Origin of the sequence: Haloarcula onubensis (assembly GCF_031624605.1) — an archaeon.
Taxonomy (GTDB): Archaea; Halobacteriota; Halobacteria; order Halobacteriales; family Haloarculaceae; genus Haloarcula; species Haloarcula onubensis.
The window spans coordinates 117,860-133,793 of sequence record NZ_JAMQOS010000001.1 but is presented as its reverse complement, the minus strand read 5'-3'; the positions used below and the strand labels follow the sequence as shown (position 1 = coordinate 133,793).

Sequence of the window (15,934 nt, the reverse complement as noted above, 5' to 3'; positions counted from 1 at the left end):
CCATCTCCTCGATGCGCAGCTCCGGCCGGTCAGTCATGCCAGCGCCCCGAAGATGTCGACGACTGCCGCCCGGCCGCCGTGCTTCCAGACGTGGTCTATCGGTGTCACCCAGCCGAGCGCGTGCTGTACCGAGTCGTCGGCCGCCAGTAGCGCCAGGAACACGACGGCCAGCCGGTGCTTGCGCGGCCAGTACTCGCCCCACGCGGGCCGCAGTGGGGCCAGCAGCACCACCGCGTTGAACACCAGCGTCAGGGTCGCGCCGATGACCGGGTAGCGCGGCCACACCAGCCCGAACGACGCCAGCCCGCCGAGGATGCCCACCAGGACGAGCCACGGTTCGCGGTCGCGGTGGTCGTCCCACACGATGAGCAGCGGGACCAGCGCCACCAGCAGCGCCGTCATGTAGTGATGCGGCAGCGCCGCGTTCCCGTCGGGGACGGTGTGATAAGGCCACATCATCGGAGCAGGACCCAGGCGGCCAGAGCGAGCAGGACACCGCTAGCCATCAGGACCCTGGTATCTACTCCGTCACCGCCCGTGTTGCCGCCGTTAGGGACGGAGAAGCCACCTTGTGACTGGGAGCTGACCTGCTCCCCGTCGACGGTGACTCTCGCCGGCCCCGGCACGTTCATGCTGACGATGTCGCCCGTGATGCTGTAGGTGTCTGTCCAGCTCCCGATTTGCCCGCTGATGACGCCCTGCGGGCTACCGCTGTCCTGTTGCCCGGACTCCTGGGAGACGGCCGCCCCGGACACCTTGATGCTGTACGGCTCGGCATTGAGCGAGGAGTCCCCGTGAACAACCAGCTTACTCGGCATGGTCGCCCTCCGTGGTCTCGGCGGTCTCCTGGGCGGCCTCAACGCCGACGGCCTCCTGCATCGCCGTCTCCTCGTCACGGCCCGGTGGGGCCTGATATGGAAGCTTCCCGGCGATGAGCCGGCCGAAGCCTTCGAGGCGCTCGATGCCGTACCGCGTCGGAACGGTCATGCCGCCGATGAAGCAGACCAGCGCCAGCGCAAGCGTCTGCGGGTCCGGAATCGGCGGGACAGGGACCGTCTGTAGTGCTGTGAGCGTCATTGTTGAGTGCTGATGTAGACGGCAGCCAGGAGACCCAACCCACTGAGGGCCAGCAGCATGGTGTCGCTGTTGAGGACGCCCAAGTCCATCTGATTGGCGCCCACCGGGTCAGCAGCTTGCTCCCAGAGATTGCCGGGCGCGTTGTTCAGAGAAGTCGCGCCGCTGGCGTTGTCCGTGTTGGGAGAGCTTCCTTGGGCCTGTTCCTCCTCGGTGAGTTGGTCCCAACCGTCCGCATCCTCGTGGGCATCCATCGCGTTGTTGGAGTCGTACAGCCGCTCCGCTTCGGTCCACGCGGTTCCGTCGCCGTCAGGGCCACCAGTCACTTCGCCGGTTTCTTCGTCCTCGACGTAGCCGCCGCCGCTCTTGACAGCGTCGTAGAGTGGATTACTTGGGTCGACGGCCGTAGTGCCCGCGCTACCGATGCCCATCAGGCCACCTCCAGGGCCGCGAGTCGGTCACTGCTCGGTGCCTCACGGTCGATGTGAGTTGTTTGTCTCATGATTAGATACTGTGGCTGTGTCCGCCCCCGTCGACCAGTTCTGCTGACGCAGTGAACGACTCGGGGCCGACAGAGTCCCGATTGTTCCACCGAACTTCAGAGACGAAGCCGGTAAGGCTGGTGCTAGAATTACCCTCGTTAATCGTCGCGAGTACCGAACCGGTCACGTCTATAAACTCGGCGTCCCACTCGTTCGCGCTCGAACTGCCAGCGACTGTCCCGGTGACGACGCAATTGACGATGTGGTTTTGCCAGCCGTCGTCCATACGAAGTCCCGACCCATACGCAATATCGTAGGTAGAGGTACCGATACCTGCGTTCTGGGTCTGGCTGGGTTTGCTGTGGTGCGCGTCACCGTCGCTCGCGTGGTTCGACAGCTCGCTCGCGGTCACGTAGTCAGCCGGGATGTAGACGCGACCATTGCCGTCGATGGCGAGGCCGCTACCGAGGTCGACGGCCAGCTGGTCGCTGCCGTCCAGCGTGAGTCCGTCGCTGTAGGCCAGTGCCAGCAGTTGCGCGTTCCGGGTGATGGGGGCGTTGACCGTCACCGGGTCATGGTGGCTCGCCGGGTCGACGTTGGTCAGTTGCGTGTGATCGGATATTTTCATGTCCTCCCACTCGCCCGACCCCTCGTTGTACGTCTTCGCGTCGTTCTCGTCGGGTTGATACCACTCGTCGCCTTCCGTTGGGTTCGGCGGCGGGCTGGTCGAATCCCGAACAAAGTCATAGCCGCCGCCACTGGGGCCGCTCGCGTCAGCCATCTTCGTAGAGCACCCCCACAGTCTCGCCAGCGGCGGCTCCCTTCACCCAGATGTGAGACGTGTCGGTCACGTCGAGGGCGACCGTGCCCGCTGGCTGCATCTCGATGGGCTGGGCCGTGTCGTTGCCCACGTAGACCTTCTGGCCGTTGGCGTCACGGGCCTGCAGCAGCACGGTCACGCCGTCAGGCACCGCGTTGGCCGGTAGCTGCTCGGCGGTACTCCCGCCGGTCGTGAACTCGAAGGCGGTGAGTCCGTCCTGATTCGCGAGCGAGTCGCGTATCGTCTGCTGGAGCTGCTCGGTGGCCGGTGCAACGACCGCACCAGCCGAGTCGATGACGCGCTTGATTTGCTCGACCTTCGCGTTCGTATCGAGCGTCACGCGCTGCTCACCTCCCAGCCGACCGGCTGCACCGAGTAGCTCCGTGGGGTGTTGTCCGACAGATTCCGAACGATGACGCGCATCGAAGTCTGGAACCGCTTTGCCGGGAGGAACGTCACCGTGAGGTCGTCGATGTCGGTGGGTGGAATCGGGGCCGGTCCGTACACCTGCTGGTCGTCCAGCCACACCTCGTAACTGCTCTGTGGGTGCTTCGACATCGCCAGCACCGGCAGCACGAACTCGGTGACGCGCTGGGTCGGGCTGAACTCGACGATGAGCTTCTCGCCGCCCTCGAGGTGGCGGCTGATGGGGTCGTTGTACGGGATGTCGTCAGCCGCCGGTTCGGGGACGACGTTCACGAGTCACCACCCAGCCGCTCCTTCTCCCGCTCCCGCTCGGCCTCATCCATCTCGTCGACGTCGACCGACACCTCAGGCATCGGTCTCACCTCGCAGACGTCGCTGTAGGTCCGCGAACCGCTGGACGAGTCCCTTCCTGTACTCCGTGCCGTGTAGCGTCCGAGTGTTCCGCTCGACGGCCTTCCGGGTCCGGTAGGCTTCGACCGCGCCCCCGACGAACCCAGACGCACCGACGATGGCGGACGCCTGATAGATGATTTGGTCTGGAATCACGAACTTCCTCCAGTGAAGTCGGCCGCCATCCGTAGCAACGGGCGACCGAAGTACAGCGCCACCAGGGCAGCCCCGGCATAGAGCCAGAGCTGGGCCTTGCGCTCCTCGGCGCTGGTCTCTTCTCCCTTGACATCGACGGCCGCGTCTGCGACGCCACCGACCGACGGGCCGAACACGTCAGCCGTGTCTTCTTCCCCGTTCAGGGTGCCCTCGTAGTCGAAAACCGTATCGTAGGCCGTCCTGACAGCGTCACCCTGTAAGTACCGGTTGTGGTACTCCGCGTCTTCGCCACCACCGGCTAGGCCGTCGTCGTTGCTCTCACCGGTCTCTGTGATGTCTGCGAACCCACCGCCGGGTTCGTCGTCGAACTGGCGCCCGATAGACTCGTCGACAGAGCCAGCAGCGTGGTCGAGAGCGCCAGTCACGGCACCCCAGACCATTAGGCCTCACCTCCCGATAGCAGCAGTGCCAGGACGAGCAGAGCGCCCGCCCCGCCGAGGGCCTGTGTCGACGATAGGCCCATGACCGTCGACTCCCCGAAGGGGTCGCCGAATGAGCCGCTGAGGGCCTGAGACAGCAAGATGTCCGTCGGGTCGATGTCGAGAGAAGTCCCGCCTGCGTCGGGCGTCTCTTGGCCGGTATCGCTGGAGTCAGAATCGTCTTGAGGCGGGTAGAGCAGGTCGTTCCCGCGGTCGTCCTCGTCGACAGCGGTGTCACTGACGTTCGGGTTGGTGTCGGCTTCTGCTTCCTCGGAACTGCTGCCCGTCGTGGGGACTGTGTAGTCATCACCGAAGTCCCACGGGTTGGTGTCGGCTTCTGCTTCCTCGGCAGTGCTGTCTGCTGTTGGAATGGAGTACATCAGAGGCCCTCCCCGTCTGCGAAGACAGCGTACAGCGTCAGCAGTAGCAGGACACCGTTCAGTACCTCTACGGCAAGCTCGATGTCTGCGCGGGTCCACTGGGTGCCCTCGATGGCCGTGGTCAGCGGACCGGCCTGCTGGGGTCCGTCCACCTCGGTGACGGTGCGGCTACTCCCCACGTCGTCGGCCGCGCCCGGTTCGGCCTCGGCTGTCCAGATTTGGGTGTAGTCGCTCGAAAAATCCATGTGCTGAACCCTCTACGCCTCGCCCATCTCTGCCTTGATGGCCGACTTGAGGCCCGACACCTCGCTGCGGCCTTCCATGATAGGCAGGTTGAGCATCGCGTTCGTCGGCTCGGTACCGTCGCCGTCCGGGTCGGTCCACCGGACGGTGTACGGGGCCGTGATGTAGGCGTCCACAGTCATGTCCGCCGCCACGAACCCGTGCAGCGGACTCCCGCCCACAGACAGGTACTCGGGCTGCTCGGTCTGCTGGGTGCCGTGAACCAGCCCGGTGTTGGCCTGATACACCCGCTGGCTGCTCGATGTCGTCGAGTCGGGCACGGCCTTCCGAATCTCCAGAGTAGCGGGCGCGTCGGAGATGTAGTAGACGTGCAGGTTGCTGTTCGTGTTGGGGTCGGTCACGTCGATGGTGTCGGCGTCGTAGTCCACCGAGTCCGGCGCACCGTAGTACTCACCGTCCAGCCAGACGACGACCGACTGCGTGGCCGGGGTGTCGACGATGCTGTGGGGAAGGTTGAACGTCTCCGAGTCCCCGGCGCTGCCGTCCGTGGTGTCTCCGTAGTACGCCGGGACAGCGATGCGGCAGGGCTTGTCCCCCCGGAGCATCACCGCCGTATCGGCCCGGTAGCGGCCCAGACGGGACCGCTGGCCCTGGCTGGTCACGTCGATGTCCATGTCGTCGGGGACGATGTGAGACGGCCGCCGGTCGGTCTCCCGAAGGCGCTGCATGAGGTCACTCATGGAGAGTCACCGCCCGAGCTTCTGCACGTAGTCGCTGTCGAAGTACGCTTCCGACTGCGACCAGTCCACCTGAACGGCGCTCTCGATGGTGACGTAGAACGCGTCGATGTCGCGCACGTCCACCTTCGGCGCGGGGCCACTCTCGGGGGCCGCGTCCGGGTACTGCAGCGTGAACTTCGTGCTGTCGATGTTGTCGGTGTTGCGCTGCTCGGAGAGCGAGAGCGTCTGGTACTGGTCGATGGACTTCATGGTCTCGGAGACGACCATCTCCTTGTCCATCCCCGCCACCTGCAGCTCCAGCTTGATTTCTGTGTTGACGGGAAGCGGGTCGCCGTTGCTGTCGCGGAGCTTGAGGTAGAGCGGGATGCCCTGGACAGTACCCTTGATGACCGCGTTCAGGAACCGCAGGAAGGTCCCCCGCTCGGGAGACACTTCGAGGATGGGGGACGGGCGCGGGCTGGTCGGCTCGTTCTGGTAGGTCGTGACCGCCTCGGCGCTGTTGCCCTTCGCGGCGTAGATGTCTTCACCCATCCTCAGTTACCTCCCGCGACTCGCTCGCGGAGCTGCTCGACGATGTTCACCCCGCCGCCGATGGCGACCTTCTTCCCGGCGTCGCCGCCGTAGAGAGCGCCACCCACGACGACCGCACCGCCGTACACCTCGTTGGGGAGGTCTCGGCCCGCGATGTCTTCGACTCCGTACTTGACTGCTTCTGGCGCGACGTACCCGCCCATCACCAGGGCCACGTCCAACACGTAGTCCTCGGATGCGAGGGTGTCGATTGCATTACCAAAGTCCATGCAATCCACCAGTATAGCCCGTCTACCCATCAAAAACCGACTAACTCACGGGTCGGGTGTGCCTGCAACGTGCAGCGGTCTCAGTACGGCCCGCAGTCCATCAGCACCCGCACGACTTCGGCGTTTGACGGCTCGCTACCGGGCCGCTGTTCTGAGATTCGCTGACGGGTCCGCTCAAACTCCTCGCTGTCGGTGCCTCGAAGGGTGATTTGGGTCTTCATGCGGTGTACTCCGGTGGTTTGAGGTCGTTCCCCTGGCTGCCGTAGTGGGTGCTGTGCATCGTTACGTGCTGGGTGTTGATACGCCGGATTTCGCCGTCGTCGTCGCTGTATATCCACTCGCTTCCGATGACGTGCCCCTCGTCGTTCTTGTGTTTCTGTAGAGACGTAGGGGTCTCCCGGCCAGGGGGTAGCAGTTCGTCCGACAGCCCGGTGGGTGACTTTACCGGGTCGTGCAGGTCCTCAGTGTACTCGACACTCACGGAGCCGAGGTCGCCGCCCTTGAACCCGCCGAGCATCCGACTCTGGCACTGGGTGGTGATGGTCTTGTCAATCTCCGCGAGGCGCTGTGTAATCCACATCGAGGAGGTCCCCGCACCCCGGCCAGTCGTCGCTATCTCCTTGAGCGGTTGGGGCAGTTTCCCCTCCTGAGGGACCACAAAGTGCGCTTCATCGACGATGACCATCTGGTCCCGACGGATACGCCGGGCGGCTTCCGCTACCCGAGTGCAGACCGCTCGCCAGTCGTCCGAGGTCAGCCTGACGTGCTTCTCTAATACGAGCTGGGGGTTCGCTTCGAGCACGTCGACCCACCCGCTGACGGACAACTGCTGCTCTCGCGGGCCGACTATCCAGTGCTGGGCCAGCCCGTGCTTGACGAGTCCTCGATACTCCCGGCAGTAGTCGAGTACGACCATGCCCTCGTAGGCGTCGGCGTTGCTCTCCATCCAGGCCTGAGCGTGGTACGATTTTCCCCACCCGCTCTGGGCCGCGAACAGCAGGGCGGAGGCACAGGCAGGTCCGGGGCCAGCGAGCTTAACCGCCTCGTAAACTGCTACCGAACCGGCGATAAAGGCCAGTAGTATACCTACGAGGACGGTCTCCGCTACCCATTTGTCGCTACTCACGCTTTCCCACCCGTACAGACCCTTGCTCGGGGAGTGTCGCCCTTCCGATATGGACCCCGCACCCGCTTGATGAGTCGGCACAGCGCCGACGGACAGCGATACTCCCATACAGTCGCGTGAGGGTCGGCAGGGACTCGCTCGAAGCACCGCCCACACCGCCGGCAGATGGGGCGCTCGCACCCCTCACATCGATGCCGGGACCGCGTACACTCGTCGCTCATTCGTACCTGTGACTCTCGACTTCTCCGGTGCCGTCACACCGGTTACACTCTTGCATGCCGAACATCCCACCGCACACCTCCATCGTGCCGCAACCGAGGCACTTCTGGCACTCAGGCATCAGTCTCGTCGCCCTCCTCGACGGCGGCCAGCCGGACGAGTTCGCCCCGACGGGTCTGGACGGTCTGCGTGTCCCCGTCGGCCAGTGCTTGCAGGTCGCAGTCGTCGAGTATCGCCCCATCGGGCCTCTCGTCGGGGTCGGCGGTCTCGTCGTAGCCGCGTGATTCGAGGGCCGCAATCACGAGGGCAGCCGCTATCCAGCCCAGCAGGAACCAGTCGGTGCTGTCCCGTGGATACAGCGAGAGCCTCATGCCAGCGCCTCCGTGTTGGCGTAGATGGCCGCCTCGGTCGCCTCGGACGGGCCAGCGAGCAGGTCACGGAGCGCCCGGCCCTGGTCCCAGTTGACTACCAGAGCCTCGAATCGGTCCAGCGACACACCCCACTTCGAGGAGACGTGTAGCTCTGCGAGGTCGCGGTCGGTGGCCTCGGCCGCCTGTCCGTCGGCCGCCCGGTAGCTGTTGGCCCACGTCTGCTGCTGGTGCTCCCACTCCTCGGACGATAGCCCGGCGTAGTTCGCCAAGGCCGCCGGGTCGTCGACGTCGAGGTCTTCGGGGGCGGCACGAGCCAGCCATGTCTCGGCCAGCGATGGGCCGCCCGGCGTGTAGGCGTCTACGAGGTCCAGCACCTCGGTACTGCGTACGTCGGGGTCCACCTCGGTCACGTCGTCGTCGGGGTCGATGTCGAGCTGGTCGCGCTGGTCGAGGACGGCCGCCCGCTGCGCCCGCTGTATCTCGGTGAGTATCTCCGCGATAGCACGGATACGCTCGCTCTCGTGAGGGTTCTCTATCTCGCTTTTCGCCTCTCGAAGCCGCTGTAGTTGGTCCATCATAGTAGGTCGCTCTCCTGTAGGTTGCTCGTTAGACTATCCATCAGGTCGCTCGCCAAGTCGGTCTCCGTGAGGATGACCACCAGCACGATACCGGCCGTACCGACGGCCAGCGCCTTGCCCGGTGGTACGTCCTGGCCCATGCCGGACTGCGCCAGCCACTCGTCCACCTGTTCGTCCAGGGCGAGCGGCGGCCCACGGGCCAACTGCTCGATGTCCTCGGCGGTCTTGCCCGGCTCGCCGTCGGTCTGCTCGGCTATCTCACCGAGTAGGAGGGCCAGCATCTCCACGTACTGGTCTCCCCAGGTCGCGCCGTCCGGTACCTGCGGGGCCTGCTGGGCGCTCTCGTCGCCTCCGTCGTCGTCCGGGTCCTCCTCGTCGTCCGTCTCCTCCTCGGCCCCAGCACCGGCCTTGTCCTCCACGGCGTCGGGGTCCACGTCGAGGTCATCGAGGTCGATGCTCGCCCGCTCGTCGCTCTCGATGTCGGGCATGTCCTCGCCGTCGTCCTCTTCCTCCGGTTCTGGGTCTGGTTGCTCCTCGACGGTCTCGGCCTCGCTCACTCGCCGGCCCCCCAAACGGTCGGGTCGTCATCGTCGGTGGTCTCGGCTGTCTCCTCGACCACCTCACTGTCCACCTGCTGGGGCTGCTCGGTGCTGTTGGAGCTGGCGGCGAGCGCGAGAGCGACCAGCAGAACCAGTCCGGTAGCGACCACCAGGGGACCGCCGGGTACCCCTCGACCACCGCTCTCGACGGTGGTAGTTGTACCCCGGTCATCGTCCTGCGGTCCCTCGGTCTGTGTACCCTCGTCGTGGCTCTCCTCGCCCGTGCTGTCCGCTACCTGCTGCTCGTACTCCTCAGATTGGTCCATTTCTGGTGGGTCGTTCTGCTCGGTTTCGGTACTCTCGGAGTCCTCTACGTCCTCGTTTGGTGGGTCGCCGTCCCCGGTGTCGTCCGTCAGGGGTCCATCTGTGGTGGTTTCCCCCTCCGATTCCGGTGGGTCTGCTGGGTCGTCAGCCTGGGTCTCGACGGTCTCCTTCAGCTCGTCCCAGTCGTGTTCTGGGTCGGTCGATGCGCTCACGTGCGACCGGATACTGCGCAGTGAGCCGGTCTTGTCGCACCCCTCTACGGGGCAGTGGTGTTGGTCGGTCATGTCAGTAGTCGGCCAGCCCTCCAGAGTTCGGGAGTGCTGCTTTCTTCGCGGCTGCTGCCGCGTTCTGTACCGCTCCGTCCGCGTTGTGGCCGCTCACTTCGTTGGGCTGGACCCTGCTGGTGAACTCCTCGGCCACCTCCTCGGCAGTGTTCGGGTCGGGGAGCCGAGTAGCCACGTCGACGGGACCGGCCGGGCCGGTCAGTTTGACCACCCAGTCACCGCGCCCCTGGCTGTCGAGTTGCACCGTGTGTGGGCCGCCCGCCCAGTTGGTGCCCCGTCGTCGCCACGCTGTCGGCGAGGTCTCGTTGCCCGCCTCGTCGCTGCCGGTGAGCGTCACCTGTTTTTCTTCGGCGGCTTCTTCGGCCTCGACCCCGGACGAAAGCGTGCCCTGCTGCTCGCTCGCAAACTGCTGGCCGCTCTCGTCGGTGGTCTCGTCGTCGACCGGGCCAGCGCCGGGGTCCGCGAAGTGGGCCAGCGTCCGCACCTCGGGGATGGTCGCTGGCATCGAGTCGAGCGCGTCGAGCATTGTATGCAGCCGGTTGGGGTGCATCTCTGGCTGTCCGTTGGCTTCTCGAATCCGGTTGATTGCTCGCCACGCTTGCCGGGCGTTGATGACCGCCTCTCGGGCCGCAGAGAGGGCTTCATCGAGGTCTCCGATACCGCCCTTGTACCCTTGCCACGACTGCCTGAGTGCCCCGGCGACTTCGGGCGTCACCTCCATCTCGGGATACTCATCACCGCCGACAGTCACGAGTTCGCGCTGCTCGGTGCTGTCCTCGGAGTCGCCGGTGTCGTCGAGCCACTGAGATACCTGCTCGTCGTCGTAGCCGCAGGTTTCGGTCAGGAACTCGCAGGCCTCCGGGTCGCCGTTCTGACAGTGGCCGTGGGCGTGTTCGCACTGGTTCGACTGTGCCGACCGCGCTGCCCGACCGGCCTTCTCGTCGGCGCTCTCGGTGTCGTCGGTGCGCTTGCCGCTCTCGGTGGCGGCGTCGGCCATCACCTCGCGGTGTTCGTCGACGGTCAGGGTGCCGTCGTAGTACGCTACCCAGTCCTCGACTCCTTCGGCCTGTGCGATGCCCTTCACGCTCTTGGCGTGGGGCACGTTGGCCCGCTGGTTCGAGAAGTCGATGCGCTCCTTCTCGCCGTCCGACAGGGCCACCTGTCCGGGGCCGTCCGACCGCTCGCCGCGCCCGTCGGCGGCTTCGAGACGCTCGGTGTCGAGCACGCTCTGGGGCGTGTCGCTGGTATAGGCGACGGTCTTCAGTCGCCGGTCGTCGTCGACCGGACACAGGTGCTCGCTGTGTCTGTCTCTCGCGGCGTCTGCGGCCGCTTTCGTTCCGTACTTGATTCGCTCTGTCACTCGTTTAGAATCCTCCAGAAGTACTCACGGACAAGCTAGAAATAAAACCTGTTGCTAAGCTGATAAATTAATAACTAAGCAAAACGGAGAAAGACCGCTTAGTCAGACCGGTCAGTAGCCGCTCGCAGTGGCCAAGTGTTCACACCCTCACCAGGATGGAACAAACTACAGTCGTAGCAGAACCATCCGATTCTACCACCGCCGGAGAGTGAGACTGGTTCAGTGTCTCCGTAGCACCGTTTACACTTATAGTCAGTACTGCTCACAGGCTGCTCAGACATCGGCTCGCGCACCTCCTCGACCAGCGGCTTGTCGGGAGAACGGTCGGACATAGACCGCAGTGTAGTCGCTCGGCGGAATCTCGGTCTGCATGTGGACGTAACCGCGCTTCTCCAGCAGGCGGAGCAGCCTGTGGGCGTCTTGCTGGTCGGTGTTGTCGACAGCCTGGGCGAGCGCCCGCTTCGCGGTCTTGCCGCGGACGATGCCGTTCTCTGTACACTTCTTGCACAGCGTCCGGTAGGCGATAGCGAGGTCTCGGTTGTCGGGGTCGTCGTAGGGTTCGACCGTGGCGTCCGTCGTCGGTTCAGCAACTTGCTGACGAACGTAGTCCTCCAGGTCGGCGCTCATGTTGTCGACCTGCTCCTTGTACTGCTCCTTCAGGTGGGTGGGTAGTCGGAACGTGATTTTGTCGCTGCCGCTCTCCTCGTGGAGCTGCGAACCACCGGTCATGTCTGACTAGCCACCTCCTCGTAAGACGCGGCCGAATCCCCACACGGCGTGGTGACGGCCGCCGAAGTTGGTACTTGTAGGACAGGGGGGTGGGGGGCTGCCAGAAGGTCTCGCGCTAGGGCGGGGGCGTGCGTGTGCGTCATGGGCGGCCCTCCGTCTTCGCTCGGGCGTCGGCCAGCAGGTTCCCGACGGTGCCGGGCGACCGGCCAGAGACTCGGGCGTACTCCCGAACGCCGAGGCTCCCGAGGTCGCAGGTCAGGAGGGCGTCGAGTTCGGCAGGAGTGAGTTGTTCGTAGGCGGTCGGGTCGTCGTCGAGCTGGAGCCACGCTGGTGGCGCTGGGTACTCCCGCCCGGTCTCGACGTGGTTCACCGAGATGCGACCGGTTATCCACTGCCACCAGAGCGACGCGACGTGAGGGCACCAGCCGTCCCGGTAGCGGTGGGCCTCACAGTCGCAGTCAGCGACCAGCGTACGGCCCTGTAGCGCCCACAGACAGCGGTGTGGGTAGTCGCTGCCGGAGAGGTAGACCATCCGCTCGGCGTCGTTGACGGGGCCGCCCTCGTCGTCTTCGAGGTAGGCGCGTTCCCACGACGTGTTACCGGTCAGGTCGTCGGGCATCGAGAACGTCGGCGGACCGCCTATCTGGGTCGGCAGGTCCTCGCTGGGCTGCCAGACGCGACTAGCGCGGCTCACGCCGGAACACCCCGGTTTTCCCTCGGGAGAGTCGGAGACAGCGGCGGGGCGAATCCCGCGGCGTAAGTAATTCGCTCAGAACGGCCGGTAGTTTTCAGCCTAACGTGGCTGAAAGACGTATCTGGTGGGTGTGAGCGTGGTGAAAACGGAACCTTCGAGAGAGTCCGAAACTGCCATGGACTCGCCGGGATTTGAACCCGGGGCCTCTTCCTTGCGAAGGAAGCGATCTGCCACTGATCTACGAGCCCGCACGTGCCTCTCGAACGCGGGGTGATAAAAACCCTGCGCGTGAGGACGATTTTCGATAGCGATTCACACGGAGTGTGGAGTGTGTCCCGGCCAGCGATTCGGGGTGAGGGTCGCGAAACCGGTGGTTTCGCTCAGTTCCGAGTCGCGCCCTGCGGGCGCGCCTCGACCTTCGCAGAATCGGAGATTCTGCTCAGTCCTCGAGGACGATCTCGATGGAGACGTCGTTGGGCACCTGGATGCGCATCAGCTGGCGCAGGGCCCGTTCGTCGGCATCGATATCGATGAGGCGCTTGTGGACGCGCATCTCCCAGTGTTCCCACGTCGCGGTCCCCTCACCGTCGGGGGACTTGCGGGTGGGGACTTCCAGCGTCTTCGTGGGGAGCGGGACGGGGCCCGACAGCTCGACCCCCGTCTTCTCGGCAATCTCCCGCACGTCGGCGCAGATGTTGTCCAGGTCCTCGGGACTCGTGCCCGCGAGCCGAACGCGTGCCTGCTGGGACATGTGTTATCGCTCGTTGACGCTGAGGACCTTCCCAGCGGCGATGGTCTGGCCCATGTCCCGAATCGCGAACGAACCGAGCTCCGGAATCTCGCCCGACGGCTCGATGCTGAGGGGCTTCTGCGGTCGGATGGTGACGACAGCGGCGTCCCCGTTCTGGATGAAGTCGGGGTTCTCCTCGGCGACTTCGCCGGAGGAGGGGTCGATCTTCTTGTCGATGGACTCGACGGTACACGCGACCTGTGCGGTGTGGGCGTGGAAGACCGGGGTGTACCCCTCGGTGATGACGCTCGGGTGCTGCATCACGACGATCTGGGCCTGGAACGTCTCGGCGACCGACGGCGGGTCGTCGGCGGGGCCACAGACGTCGCCGCGGCGGATGTCGTCCTTGCCGACGCCACGGACGTTGAACCCGACGTTGTCACCGGGCTCGGCCTTGGGGACTTCCTCGTGGTGCATCTCGACGGTCTTGACCTCGCCGGAGACGTCAGACGGCTGGAAGCTGACGTTGTCGCCGGTGTTGAGGATACCCGTCTCGACGCGGCCGACGGGGACGGTACCGATACCCGAAATCGTGTAGACGTCCTGAATCGGCAGTCGGAGCGGCGCGTCCGTCGGCGGCTCCGGGGCCGGCAGGTTGTTGAGCGCTTCGAGCAGGATGTCGCCGTCGTACCAGCCCGTGTTGTCCGAGGCCTCGGCGATGTTGTCGCCCTCGAATGCCGAGATAGGGATGAAGGAGGCGTCTTCGGTGTCGAAGCGGACCTGGTTCAGCAGCTCCTTGACCTCCTCGACGACCTGCTTGTAGTCGCCCTCGCTGTAGTCGACGAGGTCCATCTTGTTGACGCCGACGATGAGTTCGCCGATGCCAAGCGTTCGGGCCAGGAAGACGTGCTCCTGGGTCTGTGGCTGGACACCGTCGTCTGCGGCGACGACGAGGACGGCGTTGTCGGCCTGGCTCGCGCCCGTGATCATGTTCTTCACGAAGTCGCGGTGGCCGGGACAGTCGACGATGGTGAAGTCGTAGGTGTCCGTGCTGAACTCCTGGTGGGCGATGTCGATGGTGACACCGCGCTCTCGCTCTTCGGCGAGGTTGTCCATGACGTAGGCGAACTCGAAGCCGCCCTTGCCCTTCTCCTCGGCCTCTTCCTTGTGCTGTTCGATGACGTGCTCCGGTACCGACCCTGTCTCGTACAGGAGTCGGCCGACGAGCGTGCTCTTCCCGTGGTCGACGTGGCCGATGATGGCCAGGTTCTGGTGTTGTTCGTCGCTCATGTTGTTTCTCACGCGCAGGGGCGCTGTATCGGAGTCTTTGGCCGGTGGTTCATAAAACGATTTCGAAAGTCCTCGCCGGGGAGAGCGGCGCTGTCTGGCGATTTGAGAGAGCGTGTCGTGTGTGGCGCCACCACAGGGAGAACGGGACGGCTACAGTTCGGGGAGCCGACCGACGTCGGCGAGCACCGCGCTCGCTGTCTCGGGACCACCGGCGCCACGGCCGGAGATGTTGAGCCGGCCGGCGTGTTCGGTCTCCAACTGGACGATGTTGCGGGTTCCCGTCGGGGCCAGCGGCGCGTGTTCGGGGACGAGCCGCGGGCCGACGCGGACCTCACCCTCGACGACTTCGGCGATGAGCCGCACCGTCCGGCCGTCCTCCGCGGCCAGTTCCAGCGCGGAGCCCTCGATGTCCTGGATGCCCTCTACGTCGGCGTCTTCGAGCGTGTACTCGGTCCCGTCCTCGGAGAGGACGTTCGCGACGATGACACCCTTCAAGGCGGCGTCGGTGCCGTCGACGTCGAAGGTGGGGTCGGCCTCGGCGACCCCGAGGTCCTGAGCTTCGGCCAGCACGTGTTCGTAGCCCAGCCCCTCCGCGCCCATCCGCGAGAGGATGAAGTTCGCGGTGCCGTTGAGGACGCCCCGCACCGCGGTGATGTGTTCGGGGTCGAAATCGGCGATGGTCGAGAGCACGGGCATCGCGCCGCCGACGGTGGCCTCGAAGAGGACGGTCCCGGCGCTGTCTTGCTCCAGCGCGCGCACGTCGGCGTAGCGCTCCGCGACCGGGCCTTTGTTCGCCAGCACGACGTGGCGGTCGTTCGCCAGTGCCGTCTCGACGTGGCCAAAGCCGGGCTGGGCGTCGCCCAGCGTCGTCGGTGTCGCCTCGACGAGCACGTCGTAGGGGCCGTCGACCGCGGCCGCGGGGTCGGCGTCGCCGACGACGCCGTCGGTCTGCTTGCGCTCGACGGCGGCGTCGACGTCGATACCGGCGGCGTCGACGGCAGCGCTCTGTGAGTCGGCGTAGGCGGTGACGGTGTGGCCGTAGTCGGCCGCGAGTTCCGCGACCGAGGAGCCGACGGCGCCGGCGCCGATGACGGCGAGTCTCATAGGTCACCTCCGGGGCCGAGCGGCTCGATGACGCGGAGGTCCTTCTCCTCGGCGACCCCGCGGACGGTGTCGAGCACGCCCTGAGCGGCGTCCCGTTCGGTCGCCAACCGGATGCGGGCGCTGGAGGCGTCCTCGGTGCCTTCGGGCGCCGACAGCGAGAGGTCGGTCACCGTCGCGTTGGTCGCCTCCTGGATGCGCGAGACGGTGTCGGAGAGGTCGGTGTTGATGAGGTGACCCGAGAGGACGACCGTCATGGCCTCGCTGTAGCGCTCCGCGCCGGCCTGGATGACGTTGATGCCGGCCCCGCGTAACGCCTCGACGATGCCCTCGAAGCGCTCGGGGGTCGCCTCCAGGTCGACCTCGACCGGGATGTGGCCCCGCGGGGTGAGGTTCCCCCGCTCGTGGAAGATAGAGAGGAGGTTCCCGCCGTTGCTGGCGATGGGTTCGAGCGCGTCAAGCAGCGCCCCGGGCTCGTCGACGAGTTCGAGCCGCACTGTGTACGCCCGCACCTCGTCGGTCGAGTCGCTCATCGCCCGCTCACCTCCTGTACAGTCGTAGCTCTCATTACCGGAGACTCAAAGCGGGTAGCTATAAGA

General features: G+C 65.5%; 27 protein-coding genes and 1 tRNA gene. All 28 read right to left on the bottom strand.

The window, feature by feature from the left end; genetic code table 11:
• Nucleotides 1-33 precede the first annotated feature (33 nt).
• The gene (locus tag NDI86_RS00810) at nucleotides 34-459 is read right to left on the bottom strand and encodes a hypothetical protein (protein WP_310898486.1); all 426 of its coding nucleotides are present in this window, start codon (nucleotides 457-459) and stop codon (nucleotides 34-36) included.
• Nucleotides 456-818, bottom strand: coding sequence for a hypothetical protein (locus NDI86_RS00805; protein WP_310898485.1), 363 nt, complete (start codon nucleotides 816-818; stop codon nucleotides 456-458). The genes NDI86_RS00810 and NDI86_RS00805 overlap by 4 nt, the downstream gene beginning before the upstream one ends.
• Entirely contained in the window at nucleotides 808-1,077 is a 270-nt protein-coding gene (locus NDI86_RS00800) for a hypothetical protein (RefSeq protein WP_310898484.1), read from the bottom strand. Before NDI86_RS00800 ends, NDI86_RS00805 begins: the two co-directional genes overlap by 11 nt.
• The gene (locus tag NDI86_RS00795; RefSeq protein WP_310898483.1) at nucleotides 1,074-1,505 is read right to left on the bottom strand and encodes a hypothetical protein; all 432 of its coding nucleotides are present in this window, start codon (nucleotides 1,503-1,505) and stop codon (nucleotides 1,074-1,076) included. The genes NDI86_RS00800 and NDI86_RS00795 overlap by 4 nt, the downstream gene beginning before the upstream one ends.
• A 73-nt stretch (nucleotides 1,506-1,578) precedes the next feature.
• Nucleotides 1,579-2,337, bottom strand: a complete 759-nt coding sequence (locus tag NDI86_RS00790) for a hypothetical protein (RefSeq protein ID WP_310898482.1) — start codon at nucleotides 2,335-2,337, stop codon at nucleotides 1,579-1,581.
• The gene (locus NDI86_RS00785; RefSeq protein WP_310898481.1) at nucleotides 2,330-2,716 is read right to left on the bottom strand and encodes a hypothetical protein; all 387 of its coding nucleotides are present in this window, start codon (nucleotides 2,714-2,716) and stop codon (nucleotides 2,330-2,332) included. Before NDI86_RS00785 ends, NDI86_RS00790 begins: the two co-directional genes overlap by 8 nt.
• Nucleotides 2,713-3,075 (bottom strand): hypothetical protein, encoded by a 363-nt coding sequence (locus NDI86_RS00780; RefSeq protein WP_310898480.1) that lies wholly within the window; start codon nucleotides 3,073-3,075, stop codon nucleotides 2,713-2,715. Before NDI86_RS00780 ends, NDI86_RS00785 begins: the two co-directional genes overlap by 4 nt.
• 72 nt (nucleotides 3,076-3,147) lie before the next feature.
• Nucleotides 3,148-3,348, bottom strand: coding sequence for a hypothetical protein (locus tag NDI86_RS00775; protein ID WP_310898479.1), 201 nt, complete (start codon nucleotides 3,346-3,348; stop codon nucleotides 3,148-3,150).
• Nucleotides 3,345-3,788, bottom strand: coding sequence for a hypothetical protein (locus NDI86_RS00770; RefSeq protein ID WP_310898478.1), 444 nt, complete (start codon nucleotides 3,786-3,788; stop codon nucleotides 3,345-3,347). The genes NDI86_RS00775 and NDI86_RS00770 overlap by 4 nt, the downstream gene beginning before the upstream one ends.
• Nucleotides 3,788-4,207 (bottom strand): hypothetical protein, encoded by a 420-nt coding sequence (locus tag NDI86_RS00765; RefSeq protein WP_310898477.1) that lies wholly within the window; start codon nucleotides 4,205-4,207, stop codon nucleotides 3,788-3,790. The genes NDI86_RS00770 and NDI86_RS00765 overlap by 1 nt, the downstream gene beginning before the upstream one ends.
• On the bottom strand, nucleotides 4,207-4,452 hold the full coding sequence (locus NDI86_RS00760; protein WP_310898476.1) for a hypothetical protein: 246 nt from the start codon (nucleotides 4,450-4,452) through the stop codon (nucleotides 4,207-4,209). The genes NDI86_RS00765 and NDI86_RS00760 overlap by 1 nt, the downstream gene beginning before the upstream one ends.
• A gap of 12 nt (nucleotides 4,453-4,464) precedes the next feature.
• Nucleotides 4,465-5,190 carry a hypothetical protein gene (locus NDI86_RS00755; protein ID WP_310898475.1) on the bottom strand — a complete coding sequence of 242 codons (726 nt, stop codon included), beginning with the start codon at nucleotides 5,188-5,190 and terminating at the stop codon, nucleotides 4,465-4,467.
• Nucleotides 5,191-5,196: 6 nt separating this feature from the next.
• Nucleotides 5,197-5,721, bottom strand: a complete 525-nt coding sequence (locus NDI86_RS00750; protein WP_310898474.1) for a hypothetical protein — start codon at nucleotides 5,719-5,721, stop codon at nucleotides 5,197-5,199.
• A 2-nt stretch (nucleotides 5,722-5,723) separates the two neighbouring features.
• Entirely contained in the window at nucleotides 5,724-5,990 is a 267-nt protein-coding gene (locus NDI86_RS00745) for a hypothetical protein (RefSeq protein WP_310898473.1), read from the bottom strand.
• 80 nt (nucleotides 5,991-6,070) lie between these two features.
• Nucleotides 6,071-6,211 (bottom strand): hypothetical protein, encoded by a 141-nt coding sequence (locus NDI86_RS00740; RefSeq protein ID WP_310898472.1) that lies wholly within the window; start codon nucleotides 6,209-6,211, stop codon nucleotides 6,071-6,073.
• Nucleotides 6,208-7,116: a DEAD/DEAH box helicase family protein gene (locus NDI86_RS00735; protein ID WP_310898471.1), complete on the bottom strand. Its 909-nt coding sequence runs from the start codon at nucleotides 7,114-7,116 to the stop codon at nucleotides 6,208-6,210. Before NDI86_RS00735 ends, NDI86_RS00740 begins: the two co-directional genes overlap by 4 nt.
• 332 nt (nucleotides 7,117-7,448) lie before the next feature.
• Complete coding sequence (locus tag NDI86_RS00730) at nucleotides 7,449-7,706, bottom strand: hypothetical protein (RefSeq protein ID WP_310898470.1); 258 nt, start codon at nucleotides 7,704-7,706, stop codon at nucleotides 7,449-7,451.
• The gene (locus tag NDI86_RS00725; protein ID WP_310898469.1) at nucleotides 7,703-8,284 is read right to left on the bottom strand and encodes a hypothetical protein; all 582 of its coding nucleotides are present in this window, start codon (nucleotides 8,282-8,284) and stop codon (nucleotides 7,703-7,705) included. Before NDI86_RS00725 ends, NDI86_RS00730 begins: the two co-directional genes overlap by 4 nt.
• Nucleotides 8,281-8,841: a hypothetical protein gene (locus NDI86_RS00720; RefSeq protein ID WP_310898468.1), complete on the bottom strand. Its 561-nt coding sequence runs from the start codon at nucleotides 8,839-8,841 to the stop codon at nucleotides 8,281-8,283. The genes NDI86_RS00725 and NDI86_RS00720 overlap by 4 nt, the downstream gene beginning before the upstream one ends.
• Nucleotides 8,838-9,359, bottom strand: coding sequence for a hypothetical protein (locus NDI86_RS00715; RefSeq protein WP_310898467.1), 522 nt, complete (start codon nucleotides 9,357-9,359; stop codon nucleotides 8,838-8,840). The genes NDI86_RS00720 and NDI86_RS00715 overlap by 4 nt, the downstream gene beginning before the upstream one ends.
• Before the next feature lie 73 nt (nucleotides 9,360-9,432).
• The gene (locus tag NDI86_RS00710; protein WP_310898466.1) at nucleotides 9,433-10,791 is read right to left on the bottom strand and encodes a hypothetical protein; all 1,359 of its coding nucleotides are present in this window, start codon (nucleotides 10,789-10,791) and stop codon (nucleotides 9,433-9,435) included.
• Between the two features lie 273 nt (nucleotides 10,792-11,064).
• Entirely contained in the window at nucleotides 11,065-11,520 is a 456-nt protein-coding gene (locus tag NDI86_RS00705) for a hypothetical protein (RefSeq protein WP_310898465.1), read from the bottom strand.
• A 139-nt stretch (nucleotides 11,521-11,659) separates the two neighbouring features.
• Nucleotides 11,660-12,214 (bottom strand): RNA polymerase sigma factor, encoded by a 555-nt coding sequence (locus tag NDI86_RS00700; RefSeq protein ID WP_310898464.1) that lies wholly within the window; start codon nucleotides 12,212-12,214, stop codon nucleotides 11,660-11,662.
• Nucleotides 12,215-12,390: 176 nt separating this feature from the next.
• Nucleotides 12,391-12,462: transfer RNA gene (locus NDI86_RS00695), tRNA-Ala, on the bottom strand.
• Between the two features lie 191 nt (nucleotides 12,463-12,653).
• Nucleotides 12,654-12,965, bottom strand: a complete 312-nt coding sequence (gene rpsJ, locus NDI86_RS00690) for a 30S ribosomal protein S10 (protein WP_262174971.1) — start codon at nucleotides 12,963-12,965, stop codon at nucleotides 12,654-12,656.
• Between the two features lie 3 nt (nucleotides 12,966-12,968).
• On the bottom strand, nucleotides 12,969-14,234 hold the full coding sequence (tuf, locus tag NDI86_RS00685) for a translation elongation factor EF-1 subunit alpha (protein ID WP_310898463.1): 1,266 nt from the start codon (nucleotides 14,232-14,234) through the stop codon (nucleotides 12,969-12,971).
• Nucleotides 14,235-14,384: 150 nt separating this feature from the next.
• Nucleotides 14,385-15,338 (bottom strand): homoserine dehydrogenase, encoded by a 954-nt coding sequence (locus NDI86_RS00680; protein ID WP_310898462.1) that lies wholly within the window; start codon nucleotides 15,336-15,338, stop codon nucleotides 14,385-14,387.
• Complete coding sequence (locus NDI86_RS00675; RefSeq protein WP_310898461.1) at nucleotides 15,335-15,868, bottom strand: amino acid-binding protein; 534 nt, start codon at nucleotides 15,866-15,868, stop codon at nucleotides 15,335-15,337. The genes NDI86_RS00680 and NDI86_RS00675 overlap by 4 nt, the downstream gene beginning before the upstream one ends.
• Between the last annotated feature and the right edge of the window lie 66 nt (nucleotides 15,869-15,934).

What these genes read in the sequence shown, in the direction of transcription:
- NDI86_RS00810 (WP_310898486.1), bottom strand. Translation starts at nt 459, where the DNA reads ATGATGTGGCCTTATCACACCGTCCCCGACGGGAACGCGGCGCTGCCG.
- NDI86_RS00805 (WP_310898485.1), bottom strand. Translation starts at nt 818, where the DNA reads ATGCCGAGTAAGCTGGTTGTTCACGGGGACTCCTCGCTCAATGCCGAG.
- NDI86_RS00800 (WP_310898484.1), bottom strand. Translation starts at nt 1,077, where the DNA reads ATGACGCTCACAGCACTACAGACGGTCCCTGTCCCGCCGATTCCGGAC.
- NDI86_RS00795 (WP_310898483.1), bottom strand. Translation starts at nt 1,505, where the DNA reads ATGGGCATCGGTAGCGCGGGCACTACGGCCGTCGACCCAAGTAATCCA.
- NDI86_RS00790 (WP_310898482.1), bottom strand. Translation starts at nt 2,337, where the DNA reads ATGGCTGACGCGAGCGGCCCCAGTGGCGGCGGCTATGACTTTGTTCGG.
- NDI86_RS00770 (WP_310898478.1), bottom strand. Translation starts at nt 3,788, where the DNA reads ATGGTCTGGGGTGCCGTGACTGGCGCTCTCGACCACGCTGCTGGCTCT.
- NDI86_RS00765 (WP_310898477.1), bottom strand. Translation starts at nt 4,207, where the DNA reads ATGTACTCCATTCCAACAGCAGACAGCACTGCCGAGGAAGCAGAAGCC.
- NDI86_RS00760 (WP_310898476.1), bottom strand. Translation starts at nt 4,452, where the DNA reads ATGGATTTTTCGAGCGACTACACCCAAATCTGGACAGCCGAGGCCGAA.
- NDI86_RS00755 (WP_310898475.1), bottom strand. Translation starts at nt 5,190, where the DNA reads ATGAGTGACCTCATGCAGCGCCTTCGGGAGACCGACCGGCGGCCGTCT.
- NDI86_RS00750 (WP_310898474.1), bottom strand. Translation starts at nt 5,721, where the DNA reads ATGGGTGAAGACATCTACGCCGCGAAGGGCAACAGCGCCGAGGCGGTC.
- NDI86_RS00745 (WP_310898473.1), bottom strand. Translation starts at nt 5,990, where the DNA reads ATGGACTTTGGTAATGCAATCGACACCCTCGCATCCGAGGACTACGTG.
- NDI86_RS00740 (WP_310898472.1), bottom strand. Translation starts at nt 6,211, where the DNA reads ATGAAGACCCAAATCACCCTTCGAGGCACCGACAGCGAGGAGTTTGAG.
- NDI86_RS00730 (WP_310898470.1), bottom strand. Translation starts at nt 7,706, where the DNA reads ATGAGGCTCTCGCTGTATCCACGGGACAGCACCGACTGGTTCCTGCTG.
- NDI86_RS00725 (WP_310898469.1), bottom strand. Translation starts at nt 8,284, where the DNA reads ATGATGGACCAACTACAGCGGCTTCGAGAGGCGAAAAGCGAGATAGAG.
- NDI86_RS00705 (WP_310898465.1), bottom strand. Translation starts at nt 11,520, where the DNA reads ATGACCGGTGGTTCGCAGCTCCACGAGGAGAGCGGCAGCGACAAAATC.
- rpsJ (WP_262174971.1), bottom strand. Translation starts at nt 12,965, where the DNA reads ATGTCCCAGCAGGCACGCGTTCGGCTCGCGGGCACGAGTCCCGAGGAC.
- tuf (WP_310898463.1), bottom strand. Translation starts at nt 14,234, where the DNA reads ATGAGCGACGAACAACACCAGAACCTGGCCATCATCGGCCACGTCGAC.
- NDI86_RS00680 (WP_310898462.1), bottom strand. Translation starts at nt 15,338, where the DNA reads ATGAGACTCGCCGTCATCGGCGCCGGCGCCGTCGGCTCCTCGGTCGCG.
- NDI86_RS00675 (WP_310898461.1), bottom strand. Translation starts at nt 15,868, where the DNA reads ATGAGCGACTCGACCGACGAGGTGCGGGCGTACACAGTGCGGCTCGAA.